This is a genomic window from Flavobacterium sp., from assembly GCF_039930565.1.
Classification (GTDB): domain Bacteria; phylum Bacteroidota; class Bacteroidia; order Flavobacteriales; family Flavobacteriaceae; genus Flavobacterium.
This window is the reverse complement of record NZ_JBDTTP010000046.1, coordinates 1-21,791: the sequence shown is the minus strand read 5'-3', so window position 1 is coordinate 21,791 and position 21,791 is coordinate 1. Positions and strand designations below refer to the sequence as shown.

The window sequence follows — 21,791 nt, the reverse complement described above, 5'->3', positions numbered from 1 at the left end:
GTTGCTTCAGATTACAGGATTAAAATGATTCCTTTACTTGATATAATTCTCTCGCAGATTACGAAGATTTGGGGGATAAAATTATCTTGATTCTTGATTCTTGGCTCTTTATCCATTTTTCAAAGCATATTTCTCAATTCTTCGGTACAATGCTGCTCTTGACAAACCTAATTCTTCAGCGGTTTTAGAGATATTTCCGTGATGTTTAAAAAGTGCTTTTTCAATGGCCGATTTCTCCATTTCAGATAAAGGATTTTCATCATTTTCCTGAATTTCTTCAAAATTTAGAATATCAAGATCATTCACAGAAATCGTATTGTTTTCTGCTAAAATTAAAGCGCGTTCAATTTTATTTTCGAGTTCACGAATATTTCCTTTCCAGGGATATTTTTCAAGATAAGGCGCTACATTTTCTTCAAATTTCCAATTATCCTGATTGTATTTTTCGGCAATCTTTTCCAAAATAAAATGCGCCATCGGGACAATATCATCTTTTCGTTCGCGCAACGACGGGAGATTGATTTCCATAGTATTGATGCGGTACAGCAAATCTTCGCGAAAAGTTTTATTTTTAACCTCCGCTTTAATATCATTATTGGTTGCTGAAATGATTCTGACATTCAAAGGCCTTGCTTTGCTTTCGCCCAGACGCGTAACGGTTTTTGTCTGCAAAACATGCAATAATTTAGACTGAAGATGAAGTGGAATATTTCCAATTTCATCCAGAAAAATAGTTCCGTTTTGTGCCGATTCAAATCTTCCGGCAGTATCGGTTTTGGCATCGGTAAAAGCCCCTTTTGCATAACCAAAAAGTTCACTTTCAAATAAATTATCACTTAGAGAACCTAAATCAACATGCACAAAAGTTTCGTTTTTTCGTTGTGAATTTTGATGTATAAATTCTGCGAAGACATATTTTCCGGTTCCGTTTTCTCCCAAAATCAAAACATTGGCGTCGGTTTTGGCTACTTTTTCGGCAATGGAATACGCTTGTTTTATTTTTGGAGAAGTTCCTACGAAATAACTTTTTTCTGTATTTTGTATTGAACCTGTTACTGCTTTTTTAGTGTTTTTTCGGCTTTCGGCTACAGCCTTATCAATTGTTTCAAGTAATTTTTCGTTGTGCCAGGGTTTTAAAACATAATCAAATGCACCAATTTTTATTCCTTCCACCGCCGTATCAATTTTTCCGAAAGCGGTCATTAAAATCACGATGGTTTGAGGAGATAGTGTTTTAATTTCTTTCAGCCAATGAATGCCTTCTCTTCCATCTTCAAATCCAATTCGGTAATTCATGTCTAATAAAACCACATTTATTTCATTTTCATTTAAAATAGAAATGATCTTTTTTGGATTATTTTCCGTAAAAATGGTTTCAAAATGTTTTTTGAGAATCATTTTGGCCGAAAAAAGTATTTCTTCCTGATCGTCAACGATTAATATTTGGGCTTGTTTTTTTCGCATGCTGTCTTTTTTTGTCCGATTTTGAACGGTCAACTGTTCATTATCGAACAATCGGTTTTGGAATGTTTTTTAGAGCTTCTTTAAAATCAATACATTACAAATAATAATTTTTATGGCACAGTATTTACCTATTGATTATCAGCAAATTATTTAAAAAATGGACAAGGTAATTCCTCGTAAAAATAGAAAATTTAGATATCTCACAATAGCAATTGGCGTTTTTTTAGTTTTGGCTGCAGTCGTCTTTTTTTCGTTTAACACCAAAAGAAGTTTAAATGTAAAAGGGGATGAGATCAGTATCCAAAAAGTTGAAAAAGCTTTTTTTGAAGATTTTGTAGTTTTCCAGGCAAAAGTAGAACCTTTGAATGTGATGCTTGTAAACGTAACCGAAGGCGGTTCTGTAAAAGAGATTTTTGTAGAAAATGGCGCTATGGTTACCAAAGGTCAATCGCTGGCACGTTTATACAATCCGAACACAGAATTGAATTACCTGACTCAGGAAACGGCTATTATTGAGCAAATCAATAATTTAAACAATGGAAAACTGAATATCAGAAATCAGGAATTGAATCTGACCAAAGATTTAGTTTTAATTGAACACGATTACAATGATGCCAGGAGACTGTACGACATGAACTCGAAATTATTTGCCAAAGATGTGATTTCGAAAAATGACTGGAATACGTTTAAAGAAAGTTTACGTTTTCAGGAAGAGCGAAAAAAAACAATCCAGCAAAGCATCCAAAAAGAAAAACAATCCAATCAATTGCAGATTGCTCAAATTAACCGCTCCATTCAAACTATGGAAATGAGTTTGGATATTTTAAGAAATAACAAAAAGAATTTTTTGATTACAGCTCCGGAATCCGGAAGACTGACGTCTTTTGAACCTGTGTTGGGAAAAACATTTCAGGCGGGAGAGAGTATCGGAAAAATTGATTCGAATAAAGGATACAAACTTACTGCAAATGTTGATGAATTTTATTTGGAAAAAGTTCAGGAAGGTTTAAAAGGACAAGTAGAATTTAAAGGAAAAAACCTGGAAGTTCTGGTAACAAAAGTAATTCCGGAAGTAAAAAGTGGCAATTTTACTGTAGAACTGGCTTTTACTTCTAAAGAAAACATCACATTACAAGACGGATTAAGTTTTGGAGTGAAACTGATTTTATCTGAAAAAAATAAAACACTCGTAATTCAAAAAGGAAGCTTTAATCAGGAAACAGCAGGAAAGTGGATTTTTGTTGTAAAAGGAAATAAAGCAGTTAGAAGAAATATAAAATTAGGTCGAGAAAATCCATCGTATTATGAAGTTCTCGATGGTTTAAAAGAAGGAGAATCTGTGATTACTTCTTCTTATTCTGACTATAAAGACATTGAAGAGTTATCAATCTCTAAGCAGTAAAATTGTTTCAAGTTTCAGGTTATCACAATGCGCAAACTTGAAACCTGAAACTTGAAATCAAAAACAACAAAAAATCAATCGTTTCAATCATCAATCAAAAAATAATCATAACAACTAACATTTTAAAACTATGATCACAATTCAAAATTTAACCAAAGTTTTTAGAACCGAAGAAATAGAAACATCTGCTTTGAGCGGTATTACTTTAGAAATAAAAAAAGGAGATTTTTTAACCATTATGGGACCTTCGGGTTGCGGAAAATCAACTTTACTGAATATAATTGGTCTTTTGGACAGCGCTTCTGATGGGACTTATAAATTACTAGACCAGGAAATGGTGGGTTTAAAAGAAAAAGGAAGAGCCAATGTACGAAAGGAAAATATTGGTTTTATTTTTCAGAATTTCAATTTGATCGATGAACTTTCTGTTTATGACAATATCGAATTGCCTTTACTTTATAACAATGTAAAGGCAGCCGACAGAAAACAAAAAATTGAAGCTATTGCCGAGAAACTAAACATCTCGCATCGACTGAAGCATTTTCCGCAGCAGCTTTCTGGCGGTCAGCAGCAAAGAGTTGCCGTTGCAAGAGCTTTGGTAAACGACCCAAAAATTATTCTGGCAGATGAGCCAACCGGAAATCTGGATAGTAAAAACGGTAATGAAGTGATGGAACTTCTAACTGATTTACACGCTAAAGGAGCTACAATTCTGATGGTGACCCACTCTGATTATGATGCTTCTTTTTCGCAAAAAACGATTCATATGAAAGATGGAGTTATATTTTCTGAGAGATTAAATCAGAGAAATGTTGATGTTTTTATGGATGCTAAATAATAGAAAAATGATCAAATTTATTATAACTGCAATTTTAATTCTGGTAGGATTTATTTGCAAAATAATGGTTTCAGAAAATAAAAACACTGCTTCTGTTGCGACTGTAACAGAATTAATTCTAAAAAAATAAAACGATGATTTCTAACTGGTTTAAAATATTTATTTATCATTTAAAACAAAACAAGCTGTTTTCGTTTTTAAATGTTCTGGGATTAAGCATTGGAATCGCAGGCGTGATTTTCGCTATTTTATATTGGAATAACGAATACGAATACGATCAATGGAATCCTGAAAAAGAAAATGTGTATCAGGTACTCAATAAAATTGGTGCAACTGGCGATATTTGGGCATCAAGTTCTATTCCTTTTGGCCTTACCTGTAAAGCTACCATTCCTGAGATCGAATCAATTTGCTTTTATGACGGTTGGTATTATGAAGATATTATCAAACATCAAAATCAAAAATGGATAGGTAAAAAAATAATCGCCGCCGATTACGATTTCTTTGGCATCTTTCCGTTTCCCATTGTAAAGGGGGCCAAAAAAGATATTCTTAAAGAAAAAAATAGTGTCGCCATTTCGGAAGATGAAGCAAAACTAATTTTCAAGAATGAAGATCCTATTGGCAAAATTCTAATCAATGACAACAAACCTTATGTCATAAAATCAGTTTACAAAATCATCAAACCTTCTTCTATTGAGCCCAACTATGTCTTTGGCGGTTTATTGCGCGATGCTGATCTGAATAGTTGGGGAAACTTCAATTACACTTTAATGATTAAAAACAAAAAAGGAGCTAATAGGGAGTCCGTTTTAAAGAAGATGCAAAATGTAAACTATGTCAATCAAACTTTAAAAAATGCGAAAGAAAGCGGTCAAACACCTGAACAATACGTAAAGGAAAATGGTGAAATCACAGTGATTCTGGATCAACTGGATCAAGCACGCTTACATGGAACAAAAACTTCTAGTGGTTATAATTTCCCTGAAGGAAAAGGCAATCTGCAATTGCTTTATATCATGGTTGGTTTGTCTATTTTGATTTTAATTTTATCACTTGTCAACTATATCAATTTAGCCACTGCCTCTGCAATTAAACGTGCAAAAGAAGTGGGGGTTCGTAAAATCGTAGGAGCAGGCAAAACACAAATTATTAAACAATTTATATTTGAAACAACCATTATTGTAACCTTAGCCATTCTTTTTGCATTGGCGATAGTCGAACTTTCTTTACCTTATTACAACAACTTCCTCAAGAAGTCATTGACAATGAATGGTGGTGAATTTTACCTGCAGCTTATTTTTATATTTGGATTAGTAATCGTTCTTGCAGGTATATTCCCAGCCTTTTATATCTCCAATTTTGAAACCCTGAAAGTTTTAAAAGGAAATTTTTCCAGAAGCAAAAGCGGCATTTGGATTCGAAACTCTATGTTGATTTTCCAATTTGGTATTGCGGCCTTTTTTATTGTTGGGGCTTTAATTGTAAATTCTCAAGTAAATTATATGATGAATAAAGATCTTGGCTTTAATGGAGATCAGGTCATTAAAATTCCGTTTAAATCTACCGATCGAAATAAAAAAACAGAAAAATATCTGACTACAAAACAAGAAATTCTTAAACTATCAGGCGTTGAGGATGTATCTACTTTTGCAGGAAGCTTTGGGAACAGTACCAATTCAAGTTCAGGATTTACACACAACGGTGTATTTGTACAACCCCGAAATGTCGAAATGGATTTTGGTTTTCTGGAAATGATGAAAATTAAGATTGTTAAAGGTCGGGATTTATCCCCACAATATGCTTCGGATACGGTAAGTAATATGTTGATTAATGAAACTTTGGCTAAAATTTTAAACCTTAAAAACCCGATAAATACCATCATAACTTCGGGCTGGAGTAACGGCACTCCCGAAAATTTAAAAGTTAGGGTTGTTGGAATTGTAAAGGACTTTCACATTACGGGATTTCAAAGCAAAGTACCGCCTATGGTTTTTGTCAATCTTAAAACTTTAAAATGGAATAATTTTGATAATATTTACGTAAAAGTCTCCCCTACTAATTTAACAGAGACTTTAGCTAAGCTTAAAATTTATTGGGAGAAAAACATCAATCAGGATTATCCTTTTGATTATGAATTTGTAAATAAAGGATTTGCCAAAACCTATCAGGAACAGGTAAAGCAGAAAGATTTGTTTTTTATATTGAATATTGTAGTCATTATTATCGCTGTTTTCGGATTGTTTGCTTTGGCTTCCTTTTCCATGGAACGAAGATTAAAAGAAATCGCAATCAGAAAAACATTAGGCGCAGAAACAGATGCATTACTAAAAGAACTTTCTAAACAATATATAGGGTTTTGTTTACTGGGTTTTGTAATCGGCATTGTTCCTGCTTATATTTTACTGCAAAAATGGCTGGAGAATTTTGCTTTCAGAATCGGAGTTTCAATTGTTCCGTTTAGTATTGCGCTGGTTTCTATATTATTCTTGACTTTAATAATTGTGCTGGCAAAAGCCTATCAGGTAACCAAAATAGACATCCTAAAATATTTAAAATACGAATAAACTTGTAGACCATTTTTTTAAGAAACCCGACAGATTTCACAAGTCTTTCGGGTTTCTTTTTTGCTATTTATATTCTTCTTTTTTAATTTGAAGGAGAACAACAGCCCATTTCTTTAAAATTTACTATTCATAAAGCACCATAATATCATTTTCAATAATTCCCATATCAACAAATACAATCTAAAACAACATAAATCCGAACATAATCTGTTATCTTTGCTGTCTGAAATCGGTTTAATAAATTATCATTTAAACACATTTCTTTTATATAGATATTAGCACATTAAAAATGAAATTAGACAGAAAAGAAATTCTTAAAGCGTTAGAAACAATAACTATAGCCGGAGAAGGAAAAAATATGGTGGAGAGTGGCGCAGTAGCCAATGTGATTACTTTTGGAGATGAAGTAGTTGTAGACTTAGTGCTTCATACACCTGCCATGCATATTAAAAAAAGAGCCGAGGATGATATCAAAAAGACAATTCATGAATTGGTATCTCCTGAAGCAAAAATAAAAGTAAATATAAAAGTAGAGACTCCTGAGAAAAACGAAATCAAAGGTCGTGCTATTCCGGGAATAAAAAATATCATTGCCGTTGCTTCCGGAAAAGGAGGTGTTGGAAAATCTACGGTTACAGCAAACCTGGCTGTTACATTAGCCAAAATGGGATTCGCAGTTGGTGTTTTGGATGCTGATATCTACGGTCCTTCGATGCCCATTATGTTTGATGTTGAAAATGAGAAACCAATATCAATTACTGTTGATGGGAAATCAAAAATGAAACCAGTTGAAAGTTATGAAATTAAAATACTCTCTATAGGATTTTTTACTGCACCTAGCCAGGCTGTAATCTGGAGAGGACCAATGGCGTCCAAGGCTTTAAATCAAATGATTTTTGATGCTGATTGGGGAGAATTGGATTTTATGTTAATCGATTTACCACCGGGAACTGGAGATATACATCTTTCCATCATGCAATCATTGCCTATTACCGGAGCAGTTGTGGTAAGTACACCGCAAGCAGTAGCTTTGGCAGATGCCAAAAAAGGAGTATCAATGTTTATGCAGGATAATATTAATGTTCCTGTATTAGGTATAATAGAAAACATGGCCTATTTTACACCTGAAGAATTACCTGAAAACAAATATTATATTTTTGGACAGGAAGGAGCTAAAAATTTAGCAGAAGATTTAGGTGTTCCATTTTTAGGAGAAGTACCAATTGTACAATCTATCCGTGAAGCAGGAGATTATGGCCGTCCTGCAGCCTTGCAGACCGCTTCAGCAATTGAAAAAGTTTTTGAAGAAATTACACGAAATGTAGTTCAGGAAGTAGTCGACAGAAATGATAGCTTACCTGCTACCGAAGCCATTAAGATTACCACAATGGCAGGATGTTCAGCAGTAAAAAAAATTAGATAATTGAGATAATCTGATAATTAGATAATAATCCAAAACAATTATCTAATTGACACATTCTCTAATTAACACATTATAATTATGACAACAGAAGAAATAAAATCCAACGTGTTATTAGCACTGGATGAAATCAGACCTTTTTTGAATTCTGATGGAGGTGACATTTCGTTGATTTCAATAGAAGACGACAAACATGTAAAAGTTCGCCTTGAAGGAGCATGTATTAGTTGTAGCGTCAATCAAATGACATTAAAAGCTGGTGTAGAAACCACTATTAAAAAATACGCTCCACAAATAGAAACTGTCGTAAATATCCTTTAACTAGAATTCTTAGATTAATAAGAATAATAGGCCTTATGGCGATTCTTTTTACACAAAAAAAAATATGAATAAATAATAAGCTGTTTTTTTGCGATTCTAATAAAAAATACACAAAAGATTTAAGAGTTTCAATTACCAAATTAAGATAGATTTAAGTTAAATTTGTAAACAATCCTAAATCTATATTTATGAATCATCTTTACAAATTATTATTTTTATTGTTTTTTACTATAAGTTATGGTCAGAATGCCGGTTTGTCTTATGCAGTTTCTAAGGCCTGGTTAAATGAAGGTGAAGAGTGGTCTGATTTTAATTATCAGGGTAAAATTATTATATCCACAACAGCAGAAGAAGGAGGATTAAAAATTTCTAACTATGATTTCCTATATGATTTTTGTGAAGGTCATGCAAAATTTTCAAATAAGGCAACTTATAGTTCAGCTGATTTTTTGCACCCTAGAAAAATATCCTCAACAACTGACAAACAAGGTATTGCCAATATAACATATGAAGGAACACTTATTTTTCAATCTGATAAAGATTATTATTCTGTAATTGCAGTTATAACAATATTAGAAAAAAATGATAATTTTCTTGGATTGAAAATGCATTTGAAGGACAAATCCAGAGAATTTGCATTTACATTTAAACCAAATAGTTAATAAAAATAAATAAATTTGATCACGTTTATCAAATTCTGAAAAATTCCAATAAATTTAAAATGGATGTATTAATAAAGATTAAGGATCGAGAAGGAGTTATACACGAACTACAGGCTCCGACTGATATGGCAATGAATATAATGGAGTTATGCAAAGCATATGAACTTCCTGTTGAAGGTACCTGCGGAGGAATGGCCATGTGCGCTTCCTGCCAGTGTTATGTTCTAAATGATGTTGCTCTGCCAGAAATGGGAGACGATGAAGAAGCCATGCTTTCAGAGGCATTTTATGTTAAATCCAACAGCCGTTTGGGTTGTCAGATACCAATCACAACAGAATTGGAAGGGCTGGAATTAGAGCTTGCACCTGAATATTAAGAATAAAAAAAAGCGTGAAATAAATTTCCGCTTTTTTTATGCCCTAAATTATTCGTCAAAACTATTATCCTTTACCCAATCATTTGGATCAAACGGCTCAAATTCTCTTTCAGAAAAGGCTTCAGTCAAAATTCCTGATGAACATAACCAGTTTATCGTTTCTTCCAGCGTATTTCCGATTTTATACATTTTTTCGCTGTGCCTTGGCAAAATAAAATATTGATTTTTAAAAAGAATAATTTCGTCGCCGTCATAGGTGTCACCAATTCTGACAGCATTCAAAACATCTTCTTTTGTCAAAACGTCTTTACCTTCATCCCAAAACCAATATTCGATAATTCTTTTCTTCCATTCTGCAATAGTCAATATTATAGTTTCAGGAAGGTATATCCTGACATAGGTTCCTCCGAGAATTCCACTCCCATAAGTTGTAACATATTCTTTATAATCTTCATCAAAAACAATATTCAAAGTTTTTTCGCAAGCCAGGATTTCTTCTTTTTCCGCAACAAATAAATCTGTTTTGTTTGTATTGTAATTGGGAATTATTTTATAATTATCAAAGTTCATAATATTCATTTTAATACCTAAATATCGTTTTCAATTTCTAAATTACATATATTTTACGATAAAAAAACCGTAATCACTTTTGCAATTACGGTTTTGATTATAACAATTTTCTTTAATCTTCAATTATACCAAACCAGCTGCAATTAAATATTCTGCAATCTGAATCGTGTTTGTAGCTGCGCCTTTTCTTAAGTTATCAGCAACAATCCACATATTTAAAGTATTTGGCTGGCTTTCGTCACGACGGATTCTTCCAACAAAAACATCATTTTTACCTTCTGCATATAATGGCATCGGATAAGTAAAAGTATCTAAATTATCCTGAACCACTACTCCTTCAGTATTGTGTAAAATTTCACGAACATCATTTACATCAAAATCATTAGTAAATTCAACATTTACCGCTTCGCTGTGTCCACCAACAACAGGAACACGAACTGCAGTTGCCGTTACTCTTATCGTATTATCACCAAGAATTTTTTGAGTTTCGCGAACTAATTTCATTTCTTCTTTGGTGTAACCGTTCTCTTCGAAACTGTCGCAATGTGGAATTGCATTTCTGTGAATTGGATATTTGTAAGCCATCTCTCCCTGAATTCCTGCATATTCATTTTCTAATTGTCTAACTGCTTTTACACCAGTTCCTGTAATGGATTGGTAAGTAGAAACAATAATTCTTTTGATGTTGTATTTTTTATGCAAAGGAGCCAATGTCAGTACCATTTGAATAGTAGAGCAGTTTGGATTTGCAATAATTTTATCTTCTTTGGTTAAAGTATCCGCATTGATTTCCGGCACGATTAATTTTTTTGTCGGATCCATTCTCCAGGCAGAAGAATTATCAATAACTGTTGTCCCTGCAGCAGCAAATTTTGGCGCCCACTCTAATGAAGTATCACCACCTGCTGAAAAAACAGCAATATCAGCTTTCATATCAACAGCAGTTTGTAACCCAACAACTTTATATTTTTGACCTTTATATTCAATTTCTTTACCTACAGATTTTTCAGAAGCAACCGGGATTAATTCTGTAACCGGAAAATTTCTTTCTGCTAAAACTTTTAACATTATTTCGCCAACCATACCGGTGGCGCCTACAACCGCTATTCTCATTTTTATATTTTTTATTATGAATATTCTATTTATGATACAAAAGTAACTATAATAAAAAGTAAAACAATTCGATTCACAAAAAATAACAAAATGTTACAAATCAAACAATAAAAAAACCGCTCCTGTTTTGGAACGGTTAAGTTAGATTTAGTGCAGCGGTATATTTTATAACTGTTTATTTTTTAAAAGATCCCTGATTTGAATAAGAAGTTCTTCCTGAGTGGGTCCAACCGGAGCAGCTGGTGGCGGCACTTCTTTCTTTTTGAGATTGTTTATTCCTTTAATAATAAGGAATAGTACAAAAGCCACTATTATAAAGTTAATAACTGCCGAAATAAACAAACCGTATTTTACACCTCCAAAAGCTGTCAGCTCTTCAATAGTTGATAAATGAGCTGCGTCTAATGCAGGTTTTAATATTAATGGAGTAATTACATTTTCAATTAATGAGGTTACAATTTTGCTAAAAGCAGCTCCAATAATAACTCCGACAGCCAAATCGACCACATTACCTTTCGTTGCAAATTCTTTAAATTCTGAAATAAATCCCATAATTTGTTTCTTTAAGTGTTTAATAAATGATATCGAAAATACATAATTTTCTCGAAATTTAATTGTTTCTATCTAAAAAATACTCGTTTTACACGTTGCGAAATACTGGCTAGAATTTCATAAGGAATCGTTTTTAATGCTTCTGCCATTTCAATAACCGTTGGGCTTTCTCCAAAAACAATTACAGAATCTCCTTCTTTACATTCTATATCAGAAACATTGACCATAAGCATATCCATGCAAACACTTCCTACGATACGCGCTTTTTGATTTTTTATGATGACATAACCAACTTCATTCCCCCATAATCTTGAAATCCCGTCTGCATATCCAATTGGGATTGTGGCAATTTTAGTTTCTTTTTGAGCTATAAAACGGCGACCGTAGCCAACGCTGTCACCGGCAGGAATAGTTCTTACCTGAGAGATGATGGATTTTAGCGTTCCTACATTTTCCAAATGTTTTTGTTCCGATGGATCATTTGAAACACCATAAAGACCAATTCCCAAACGTACCATATTATATTGTGCCTCCGGAAAATTACTGATTCCGGATGTATTTAAAATATGACGAATTGGGTTGACATTTAATTCAATCATCAATTTTGAAGACAGTTTTTCGAATAATTGAATCTGCGAAAGAGCAAAATCATAATGCTGTAAATCATCACTTGTAGCCATGTGCGATAAAATACTTTGAATATGAACTGTCGAATTTCCTTTTAAAGTCTGAATCAATTCATCAATTGTATTTTCTTCAAAGCCCAAACGATGCATTCCGGTATCCAGTTTAATGTGAATTGGAAAGTCTTTTAGATTCTTTTCACGAGCAATTTTCAAGAAAGCATTTAATCCTTTTATAGTGTAAATTTCAGGTTCTAACTGGTATTGAATAATAGATGGAAAACTGGTAGATTCAGGATTTAAAACCATTATAGGTAATTTAATTCTGCCGTTTTTAAGCGAGATTCCCTCATCGGCGAAAGCCACACCCAAATAATCCACTTTGTGATGTTCCAGTAATTTGGCAATCTCCAATCCTCCGTTTCCATAACCAAAAGCCTTTACCATCACCATCATCTTAACATTGGATGCTAATTTTGATTTAAAGAAATTCAAATTATGGCTAATTGAATTGAGGTTGATTTCCAGAATCGTTTCATGAGTTTTCTCTTCCAGCAGTGATACGATTTCTTCAAACCTGAAAGTTCTGGCGCCTTTGATCAGAATGGTTTCATTCGAAAAATCGAGACTTTCAAAATTAGATATAAATTCAGCTGTATTCTCGAAAGTAATGGAGTTTGAAAATTTTGCTGTAAAAGAGGAAATTGTCTTACCAATACCAATTACCCGATTTACTTTATTATCTACGATTAACTGTGCTACTTTTGAATATAATTCTTCGTTTGAAAATCCGCTTTGAAAAATATCAGATAAGATTACTGTTTTTGAAGCATTCTTTTTTTGGCTTTCCAAAAAATCCAGCGCTATTTTTAAGGACTGAAAATCGGAACTGTAACTGTCATCGATAATACTGCAATTATTAATCCCGTTTTTAACTTCCAATCGCATCTCGACCGGATACAATAAGGACATTCGGTTTTGAATCGTTTGCCTGTCGTATTTAAGATAAATCAAAACCAATAAACAGGAAATAGCATTTTCTACAGAAGCGGCATCCCAAAACGGAATTTCCAAATCAAAAATCTCATTTTTATATTGATATTGAATAGTCGTTGTTTCGTTTTGATTTTCTTTTTTCAGAATAAAAACATCAGCGGTTTTGTCTGTAAAACTCCACGAAAAAAGATTTCTGGAATGCAACGAATATTCTGCTGAAAATTGAGACAGACAAGAATCTACAAGATGGTCTTTCTGATAAATTATTATGTTGCTTTCTTTAAACAGCAGTAATTTTTCATCTATCTTCTGAATTACATTTAAAAAACCTTCATCATGCGCTGATCCTATATTCGTTAAAATACCAATATCAGGCCGAATGACTTTTTCGAGTTTATCCATCTCATTCACCGTTGAAATTCCGGCTTCAAAAATGCCTAAATTATGTTTTTCATTAATTGCAATTACCGAAAGAGGGACACCAACTTGTGAGTTATAACTTTTTGGGCTTCTTATGATATTAAAATCCGGACTGAGCAGAAAATTCAGCCATTCTTTTACTATCGTTTTACCATTACTTCCCGTTAATCCGATGATTGGAAAATGAAAAAGACTTCGGTAATAAGCGGCAAATTGCTGTAGTGCAGTCAGCGTATTTTTTACGATTAAAAAATTGGCTTTCCCAATACAATTTTCAGGAATATATTCGACTGCAAAATTCTGAACTCCTTTTTCTATAAGTTCCGAAATGAATAAATGAGCATCGTTATTAACCCCTGACAAGGCAAAAAAAAGGGTTTGTGAGCCGTTTTGCAGTGAACGGCTGTCAATTGAAATATGATCAATTATAACATCAGAATCTGATCCAATCCATTTGGCATCAAGAACAGTGATTAGGCTTTTTAGGTTTATGCTCATTTAAAAAGTTTATTTTTGTCAAATTTAAAACATTAAAGATAGAAAAGAGTTGTGATTTTCTTAAAAAATAAATCGGTTAGAGCATCCTATTTATATTTCATTTATATTTGTTAAACACCTCAAATTTTACTGTTTTGAAACGAATTCTTCCTCTGTTCTCTTATATATTGCATCCGGTTTTTATATCGATGTATGCTGCTTTGTTTTATCTTTTTTATAAACAGGACATGTTTACGAATCAGGAAAAATACTTTATTTTATTTCAGATTCTGATTATTACGGTTATAGTCCCGATATTGTTTTTTCTTTTGCTTCGTGCCACAGGAAATGTAAAGTCGGTAATGGTACATGAAACCTCTCAACGCATAATCCCTTTAATTTTACAATGCTTTTTATTTATCTTACTGGTAAAAAGAAGTATTGTTGTAACACGTTACCCTGAATTGCATTTCTTTTTTCTGGGGGGTTTGTTTAGCACAATTTTAGCCTTAATTTATTCTCTTTTTAAAATAAAAGCCAGTTTGCATATAATGGCAATCAGTGGTTTTGGCGTTTTTGTAATTGGACTCAATATACATTTACAAATGCATAATCCATATTGGTCTGCTTTTTTAATTTTACTGACCGGAATTGTAGCATCGTCACGCTTAGAAATGGATGCACATACTAATAAGGAATTGCTTATTGGACTTCTAATTGGAATAGTTCCGCAGGTTTTATTTTTATACTTATGGTTATAAAATATAAAAAATAAGGCCCAGGCTCATAGTTTTCATATTGACATCTTCTCCTAAAACAGTCTTAACATCTTTAAACAAAGGATTCAATCCATAATAAAAATAGACATTCCAAGTGTTGTATCCCGAAGAAATATAAGCACCATATTGAAAATTATTAATGTCCGGATTGTTGGTGATTTTATAAGTATTTTCTCCGTCATCTAAAAGAGATTTATTAGAAAAAACATAACTGAATTTTAAACCTGTGTAAATCCGCCAAAATTTATGACTTTCATAAGTCGAATTCCTCCATCTGAACTCAATAGGCAAATCAACTAAATATTGCCTGTATCGGTTTGAAGCAATCTCATTGTAATCGTTGACTCCATAAATCAATGTTCCGTCCTGTTCTTTAGAAATAGTCAGGTTTTGAAAATAATTCTGATAACTTAATCCCAGACCTGCAGCAATAGATACTGTTCTTTTTTTATTGACAGGCATATCCCTCAAAAAACCCATAGAAAGACCTACAGAAAATTTATCCTGTTTAAGACGTTCCGGAGCCTGGGAAAAAAGATTATAAGCAACCGAAAAGTAAAACTGATCTTCTCTGTACAAAGAGTCAATTTTAACCACAGGAGAAATTTCAGGTTTTTCTTCTTGTGAAAAAACATTGAAAAACGATACCAGAAATAAACAACTAAAAAATAATCGCATAGTGTTTGAGTTAAAGAGAATTTCAGATAAACGTTTTTTGTGCCAATTTATTTGAGACACAAATATAATATAATGATAGTTTATGGAGCTGTTGTAAAGCAATTATTCTTTTTTCATTAGTTATAAAATATTTCTGTTACATAATTTTCAATAAAAAGCAACAAAATCAAACATTTTTATATTTACCTTTTATACCTTTGCCCTAATGAAAAAAAGGAATCTCATAACAAGTTTTTCACTGGCTTTAATTGTATTGTTCTCAATACTATTTCAGTCAATACATAGTTATGAGCATATTCTAAAACAACTTTCAGAAAAAAAATGTCATCATAATTATAATGACGCAAATGGCGAAATCACGCATCAGCATCACAATGATGACTCTTGTTTTGTTTGCCATTTTTCTTTTGGAAGCTACATTACACCTGAAAAATTTTCATTTCAGTTTTACATTAATCATAAAGAGATTCCTTATTTCTTTAGCTTTTCTGAAAATATTGTTACGTTCTCAGGAAGTTTATACTCGCTACGGGGACCTCCTTCATCTATAGTTTCTTAAGTTTCGATTATCCGAAACAAAACACTTTTAATTGAATTCATAACTCAGTTAGGTTTCCTGATTTTCATTTTATGGAGATTCAGCAAACTTCACTTTTGTTTTGATTTCATTTTAAAATAAAATCAATTAACTATAGCAATCATTTTCAAATGAAAAAAATAATATTAGCCCTTATTTTAGGGGTTTCGGGCATTCTTTCTGCTCAAAATTCTGTTTCAGGAACCGTTACCGATTTACAAAACCAACCCATGCCGGGCGTGTCTGTTTATGCACCTGAATTGCATAAAGGGACAACAACGGATGAAAACGGTAAATATGAATTTACCAATCTTCCTAACGGAAGTTTACGACTTGGATTTACTTTTGTTGGATTCACCACTCAAAATAAAACCATTGCCAAATTATTAAAGGAAAACACTTTGGATATCACATTTTCGCAATCTGTTTTTGAAATGGATGAAGTGGTAGTTTCAACCGCTTTCAACAAATTACAATCACAAAACGTAATGAAGGTTGAACACGAAAGTATTAAAACATTACAACAAAAAGGAACTTCAACTTTAATTGAAGGTTTAGCAACTATTCCCGGAATTTCTCAGATTTCTACAGGAACTTCTATCGGAAAACCTGTAATTCGAGGTTTAAGTGGCAATCGTGTTTTGGTCTATTCGCAAGGTATTCGTATCGAAAATCAACAGTTTGGAGACGAGCATGGTTTAGGTTTAAACGATGCCGGAATCGAAAGTGTCGAAGTAATTAAAGGACCTGCGTCCTTATTATATGGTTCGGATGCTTTGGGCGGCGTTTTGTATTTTAATCCTGAAAAATTTGCCGATGCGAATACTTTTAAGGCTAATTTCAGCCAAAAATATTTCACGAATACACAGGGAAGCAACTCTTCGATTGGTTTAAAAACTTCTACCGATAATTGGAAATTTCTGGTTCGTGGAAGTTTCAACAGTCATTCAGATTACAAAATTACTGATGGCGACCGCGTGACGAATTCCCGTTATAATGAAACTGATTTTAAAACCGGAATTGGATACAATAACTCCACTTTTTCAAGTGTTTTAAGATACAATTACAATAAATTAGATATCGGGATTCCGGAAGATGGAATAGTGGAACAATCGTCCAGCAAAGATACTCAGTTTCCGAGACAGGGAATTTTCAATCATTTACTGAGTCTGAACAATGTGATCTTTTTTGAGAACTCAAAACTGGATGTTGATTTGGGCTATATTGCAAATGACCGAAGTGAGTTTGAAGACAGCAATGACGCAGCGCTTCGAATGAAATTAAATACTTTCAATTATAATGCGAAATATCATCTTCCTAAAGTGGGTAAAATTGAAACTATCCTGGGTGCTCAGGGAATGCACCAGACCAATAAAAATTCCGGTGAGGAATACTTGATTCCAAATGCAACAACCAGTGATTTTGGTGTTTTTGGAACTGCCAATTACGAATGGGACAACAGCGTTTTACAAGCCGGGTTACGTTTTGACAACAGAAACATAATTTCCCAATCCCACGGAATTGAAGGCGAAGAAGGTTATTTTGAAGCTTTGGATAAATCATTCGACAGTTTTAATGCTTCTTTGGGATATAAAACAAAAATAGCTGAACCATTAACACTCCGATTGAATATTGCTACGGGATTCAGGGCACCCAACTTAGCCGAATTAACTTCAAACGGAGTTCATGAAGGAACCAACCGTTATGAAATTGGAAACAGCGACTTGAAAACCGAGCAAAACATACAGACCGATTTGAATTTAGAATATAAAAATTCGCATTTTGAGTTCTTCGTCAACGGATTTTATAATCATATCAACAATTACATTTATACTTCCCCAACCGGTGAATTGTTGGAAGACAATAACGTATTTGCTTATATTCAGGACAATGCAAAATTGTTTGGAGGTGAAGTTGGACTGCATTTTCATCCGCATCCATTGGACTGGCTGCATTTTGAAACCAGTTTTGAAACCGTAACCGGCGAAAAAGACAACAATGATTATTTACCCTTAATTCCTGCCAATAATTGGAATAATACCATTAGAACCGAATTTAAAATCAAAAACTGGCTTCAGGAAGGATTTGCCACTTTAAACGTCTCCTCCACTTTTGACCAGGATAATGTGAGTGGTTTTGAAACGGCTTCAAAAGGTTATACTTTGGTAAATTTAGGTTTTGGAGGAACAGTAAAATTGGGTAAAACAGCTTTTGATATCAACCTGAACGGAAACAATTTATTTGATAAAAAGTATATTGCCCATCTTTCAAGATTAAAAACAGATGGAATTCCTAACATTGGAAGAAATATTGTTTTGGGAATAAATTTCAATTTATAATATTTTCAACACATAAAAGCATAGATTTAAATCAAATATTTCTGTGTTTTTATGTGTTTATTTTTTACAACAAAATTCACTATTTTTGTTAAAAACACAAAAATAAACCATGAAAAAAATAATTGTAATAATGGCTATAACTGCAGCAGGAATTTCATTTGGGCAAAATAAAATTAAGTATCCTGAAACCAAAAAAGGAGAAACTGTAGATGTTTATTTTGATACCAAAATTAGCGATCCATATCGTTGGCTGGAAGACGACAAATCAGCTGAAACAGCAGCTTGGGTAAAAGCCCAAAACGAAGTTACTTATGGCTATTTAAATCAAATTCCGTTTCGTGAAGCACTAAAACAACGAATGGAAAAATTATGGAATTATGAGAAAATCAGCGCCCCGTTTACAGAAGGAAAATTTACCTATTACACCAAAAATAACGGGCTTCAGAACCAATCGGTTATTTACCGAAAAGGAGAAAAAGGAAAAGATGAAATTTTTTTAGACCCTAACACTTTTTCTAAAGACGGTACCACTTCGCTTGGAAGTTTAAATTTCTCAAAAGACGGAACCAAAGCTGCTTATGCCATTTCTGAGGGAGGAAGCGACTGGAGAAAAGTCATTATTATTGACGCGATTTCTAAAAAAGTTTTAGAAGACACTTTAATAGATGTTAAATTCAGCGGCGTTTCCTGGGATGGTAATGAAGGTTTTTATTATTCAAGTTATGAAAAACCAAAAGGAAGCGAGTTATCTGCAAAAACAGATCAGCATAAATTGTACTTTCATAAATTGGGAACGGCTCAAAAAGAAGATAAAGTGATTTTTGGAGCAGACCAAAAACGAAGATATGTTGGAGGTTATGTCACTGAAGACAACCATTATCTGGTAATATCCGCATCAAACTCAACTTACGGAAATGAATTATACATTAAGGATTTAACGAAACCCAACAGTCCAATTGTTACTATTGTAGACAATTTTAACAGCGACAATCAGGTTATTGAAAACGAAGGAAGCAAATTATTTATCGATACCGATTTGAATGCTCCAAATAAACGTGTGGTTACTGTGGATGTAAGCAATCCAAAAGCAGAAAACTGGAAAGATTTTATTCCGGAAACGCAAAACATTTTGTCACCTTCAACGGGAGGTGGATACTTTTTTGCCAATTACACCAAAGATGCCGTTTCATTGGTACTGCAATATGACTATGACGGAAAATTAATTCGTGAAATCAAACTTCCGTCAGTAGGAACAGCAAGCGGATTTGGCGGCAAAAAGGAAAAAAAGATTTTATATTACAGCTTTATGAATTATACTACTCCGGGATCTATATTTTCGTTTGAACCAAAATCAGGGAAATCTGAAGTGTATCAAAAACCAAAAGTAGATTTTAAAAGCGAAGACTACGAATCAAAACAAGTATTCTACACTTCAAAAGACGGAACCAAGATCCCAATGATCATTACCTATAAAAAAGGAACAAAATTAGACGGTAAAAATCCAACTATCCTATATGGTTACGGAGGATTCAATATTAGTTTAACGCCAGGCTTCAGCATTTCTAATGCAATCTGGATGGAAAACGGCGGAGTTTATGCCGTTGCCAATTTAAGAGGTGGTGGAGAATATGGCAAAAAATGGCATGATGCAGGAACAAAATTGCAAAAGCAGAATGTATTTGACGATTTTATCGCTGCAGCCGAATATTTAATTGCTCAAAAATATACTTCATCAGACTTCTTAGCTATCCGTGGAGGTTCAAACGGAGGTTTATTAGTGGGAGCAGTAATGACACAGCGCCCTGATTTAATGAAAGTAGCATTGCCTGCTGTTGGTGTTATGGATATGTTGCGTTACCATACTTTTACGGCTGGCGCAGGCTGGGCTTATGATTACGGAACAGCTCAGGACAACAAGGAAATGTTCGAATATCTTAAAGGATATTCTCCGGTACAAAATGTAAAAAAAGGCGTTAAGTATCCTGCAACAATAGTGACGACGGGAGATCACGATGATCGTGTTGTTCCGGCTCACAGTTTTAAATTTGCAGCCGAATTACAGGAAAAACAAACAGGAGATAATCCGGTTTTAATTCGGATTGACGTAAAAGCCGGACACGGAGCAGGAAAATCAGTTGCGGCCAGTATTCAGGAAAGCGTAGATACTCAGGCATTCACACTTTACAATATGGGTTTTAAAGCTTTGCCTAAAAAGTAAACTTTAAACTAAAATTTCAGCCACGAATTCACGGATTATTTTTTGTGAGTTCGTGGCTTTTTTTCACCACAAATTAGCACAAATTAGCACAAATTTAATTACTGGAAAATCGCTTAATTCGTGGTGCTTTTTTAATCTGTGATTAACTCTTAACCAAGAATTAGCGAAAATTTGCGCAATTTGTGGTAAATATTTTTACTACAAAGAATTCGTGAAAATTTGTGCAATTTGTGGTAAACCTTTTTTTAAATTTGATAATAATTAAAAAGCCAAACAATGAAAATTATAAAATGGGGAATAATCGGTTGTGGAAATGTAACCGAAGTAAAAAGCGGACCAGCCTTTCAAAAAACTCCAAATTCAGCATTAGTTGCCGTTATGCGAAGAGATGCTGCACTTGCAGAGGATTATGCCAAACGCCATAATGTTCCCAAATGGTATTCAAACGCTGTTGATTTAATTAATGATCCTGAAGTTGATGCCGTTTATATCGCCACTCCTCCATCTTCTCATAAAGAATATACTATTTTATGCGCAAAAGCAGGGAAACCGGTTTATGTTGAAAAACCAATGGCACTGACCTTTGAAGAATGCAACGAAATGATCCGCGTTTGCAAAGAAAACAATGTTCCGCTTTTTGTAGCGTATTACAGAAGAAGTCTCCCGAGATTCTTAAAAATAAAAGAACTGATTGATGAGAATAAAATAGGAATTGTAAGACACGTAAATTGTGTTTTGTATCATCCGTTCGAAAAGCGTTATGATGACGATATTAACTTGCCATGGACGGTTTTATCACACATTTCCGGTGGTGGAATCTTCGTCGATCTGGCTTGCCATACTTTAGATTTTCTTGATTTTGTTTTGGGTCCAATCAAATCGGTTCGCGGCCATGCGAGTTCACAGCTTCTTGCTTATCCTGCCGAAGATTCAGTTTCGATGTCATTTTTATTCGAAAACGGAATTCACGGTACAGGTTTATGGAATTTCGCCAGTTTCGAGCGTTATGACAATACTGAAATAGTTGGCGATAAAGGAAAAATCTCGTTTTCAACTTTTGGAAACGATCCAATTCATGTTCAATATGCTAATGGGGACAAACAAACTATTGAAATTGAAAATCCTCTTCATATTCAACAGCCACTTGTTGAAACCGTAGTGGCAGAACTTTTAGGAAACGAAGGGTTTTCTCCCTCAAAAGGCACTTCAGCAGCCAGAACCAGCTGGGTTATTGATGAAGTTTTAAAGGAATTCAGAAATTCAAATTAAAATTAAGAGGAGCTTATTCCTGCTGTCCGCTGTATCTTTTATGCCGAACCCCGGCACAAAAGGATGCCACTCCCATCCTACCGTGTGGACACATCTAAGAATAATTGCCATCCTTCCATTATTGCTGCA

General features: G+C 33.6%; 19 protein-coding genes. 13 read left to right on the top strand and 6 right to left on the bottom strand.

The window, feature by feature from the left end; translation table 11 throughout:
* Positions 1-108: 108 nt before the first annotated feature.
* Positions 109-1,464: a sigma-54 dependent transcriptional regulator gene (locus tag ABI657_RS12345; RefSeq protein ID WP_348097570.1), complete on the bottom strand. Its 1,356-nt coding sequence runs from the start codon at positions 1,462-1,464 to the stop codon at positions 109-111.
* 157 nt (positions 1,465-1,621) lie between these two features.
* On the opposite strand from ABI657_RS12345, the gene ABI657_RS12340 reads away from it, so the two are divergent.
* The 8 genes from ABI657_RS12340 (at position 1,622) to ABI657_RS12305 (ending at position 9,051) form a co-directional block, all read left to right on the top strand.
* Positions 1,622-2,866, top strand: a complete 1,245-nt coding sequence (locus ABI657_RS12340; protein WP_348097569.1) for an HlyD family efflux transporter periplasmic adaptor subunit — start codon at positions 1,622-1,624, stop codon at positions 2,864-2,866.
* Positions 2,867-2,996: 130 nt separating this feature from the next.
* Complete coding sequence (locus tag ABI657_RS12335) at positions 2,997-3,704, top strand: ABC transporter ATP-binding protein (RefSeq protein ID WP_348097568.1); 708 nt, start codon at positions 2,997-2,999, stop codon at positions 3,702-3,704.
* Between the two features lie 7 nt (positions 3,705-3,711).
* Positions 3,712-3,834: a hypothetical protein gene (locus tag ABI657_RS12330; RefSeq protein WP_348097567.1), complete on the top strand. Its 123-nt coding sequence runs from the start codon at positions 3,712-3,714 to the stop codon at positions 3,832-3,834.
* 4 nt (positions 3,835-3,838) lie between these two features.
* Positions 3,839-6,271, top strand: coding sequence for an FtsX-like permease family protein (locus tag ABI657_RS12325; RefSeq protein ID WP_348097566.1), 2,433 nt, complete (start codon positions 3,839-3,841; stop codon positions 6,269-6,271).
* 289 nt (positions 6,272-6,560) lie between these two features.
* Complete coding sequence (locus ABI657_RS12320; RefSeq protein WP_348097565.1) at positions 6,561-7,694, top strand: Mrp/NBP35 family ATP-binding protein; 1,134 nt, start codon at positions 6,561-6,563, stop codon at positions 7,692-7,694.
* A gap of 78 nt (positions 7,695-7,772) precedes the next feature.
* Positions 7,773-8,012 (top strand): NifU family protein, encoded by a 240-nt coding sequence (locus ABI657_RS12315; protein WP_348097564.1) that lies wholly within the window; start codon positions 7,773-7,775, stop codon positions 8,010-8,012.
* 188 nt (positions 8,013-8,200) lie between these two features.
* Positions 8,201-8,674, top strand: coding sequence for a hypothetical protein (locus ABI657_RS12310; RefSeq protein ID WP_348097563.1), 474 nt, complete (start codon positions 8,201-8,203; stop codon positions 8,672-8,674).
* Positions 8,675-8,733: 59 nt separating this feature from the next.
* A complete protein-coding gene (locus tag ABI657_RS12305; protein WP_007805184.1) occupies positions 8,734-9,051 on the top strand; it encodes a 2Fe-2S iron-sulfur cluster-binding protein in 318 nt (105 codons plus the stop codon).
* Positions 9,052-9,099: 48 nt separating this feature from the next.
* Here ABI657_RS12305 and ABI657_RS12300 read toward each other — a convergent pair whose 3' ends face one another.
* The 4 genes from ABI657_RS12300 to ABI657_RS12285 all read right to left on the bottom strand — a co-directional run bounded on the left by ABI657_RS12300 (position 9,100) and on the right by ABI657_RS12285 (position 13,823).
* On the bottom strand, positions 9,100-9,621 hold the full coding sequence (locus ABI657_RS12300; RefSeq protein ID WP_348097562.1) for an SMI1/KNR4 family protein: 522 nt from the start codon (positions 9,619-9,621) through the stop codon (positions 9,100-9,102).
* A gap of 123 nt (positions 9,622-9,744) precedes the next feature.
* Entirely contained in the window at positions 9,745-10,734 is a 990-nt protein-coding gene (locus tag ABI657_RS12295; RefSeq protein WP_348097561.1) for an aspartate-semialdehyde dehydrogenase, read from the bottom strand.
* A gap of 165 nt (positions 10,735-10,899) precedes the next feature.
* On the bottom strand, positions 10,900-11,286 hold the full coding sequence (gene mscL / locus ABI657_RS12290; protein WP_348097560.1) for a large conductance mechanosensitive channel protein MscL: 387 nt from the start codon (positions 11,284-11,286) through the stop codon (positions 10,900-10,902).
* 68 nt (positions 11,287-11,354) lie between these two features.
* On the bottom strand, positions 11,355-13,823 hold the full coding sequence (locus ABI657_RS12285; RefSeq protein WP_348097559.1) for a bifunctional UDP-N-acetylmuramoyl-tripeptide:D-alanyl-D-alanine ligase/alanine racemase: 2,469 nt from the start codon (positions 13,821-13,823) through the stop codon (positions 11,355-11,357).
* Positions 13,824-13,957: 134 nt separating this feature from the next.
* Between ABI657_RS12285 and ABI657_RS12280 the strand changes: the two genes are divergently transcribed.
* Positions 13,958-14,563 (top strand): hypothetical protein, encoded by a 606-nt coding sequence (locus tag ABI657_RS12280; protein WP_348097558.1) that lies wholly within the window; start codon positions 13,958-13,960, stop codon positions 14,561-14,563.
* Here the strand turns inward: ABI657_RS12280 and ABI657_RS12275 are convergent.
* Positions 14,558-15,259, bottom strand: a complete 702-nt coding sequence (locus ABI657_RS12275) for a porin family protein (protein ID WP_348097557.1) — start codon at positions 15,257-15,259, stop codon at positions 14,558-14,560. The two genes, ABI657_RS12280 and ABI657_RS12275, sit on opposite strands and share 6 nt — an antisense overlap.
* Before the next feature lie 205 nt (positions 15,260-15,464).
* On the opposite strand from ABI657_RS12275, the gene ABI657_RS12270 reads away from it, so the two are divergent.
* From ABI657_RS12270 to ABI657_RS12255, 4 genes are all read left to right on the top strand, one after another.
* Positions 15,465-15,818, top strand: a complete 354-nt coding sequence (locus tag ABI657_RS12270) for a hypothetical protein (RefSeq protein WP_348097556.1) — start codon at positions 15,465-15,467, stop codon at positions 15,816-15,818.
* Between the two features lie 149 nt (positions 15,819-15,967).
* Positions 15,968-18,175 carry a TonB-dependent receptor gene (locus ABI657_RS12265; RefSeq protein WP_348097555.1) on the top strand — a complete coding sequence of 736 codons (2,208 nt, stop codon included), beginning with the start codon at positions 15,968-15,970 and terminating at the stop codon, positions 18,173-18,175.
* A gap of 109 nt (positions 18,176-18,284) precedes the next feature.
* On the top strand, positions 18,285-20,393 hold the full coding sequence (locus ABI657_RS12260) for a prolyl oligopeptidase family serine peptidase (RefSeq protein ID WP_348097554.1): 2,109 nt from the start codon (positions 18,285-18,287) through the stop codon (positions 20,391-20,393).
* Positions 20,394-20,669: 276 nt separating this feature from the next.
* On the top strand, positions 20,670-21,662 hold the full coding sequence (locus ABI657_RS12255) for a Gfo/Idh/MocA family oxidoreductase (RefSeq protein ID WP_348097553.1): 993 nt from the start codon (positions 20,670-20,672) through the stop codon (positions 21,660-21,662).
* Positions 21,663-21,791: the final 129 nt, after the last annotated feature.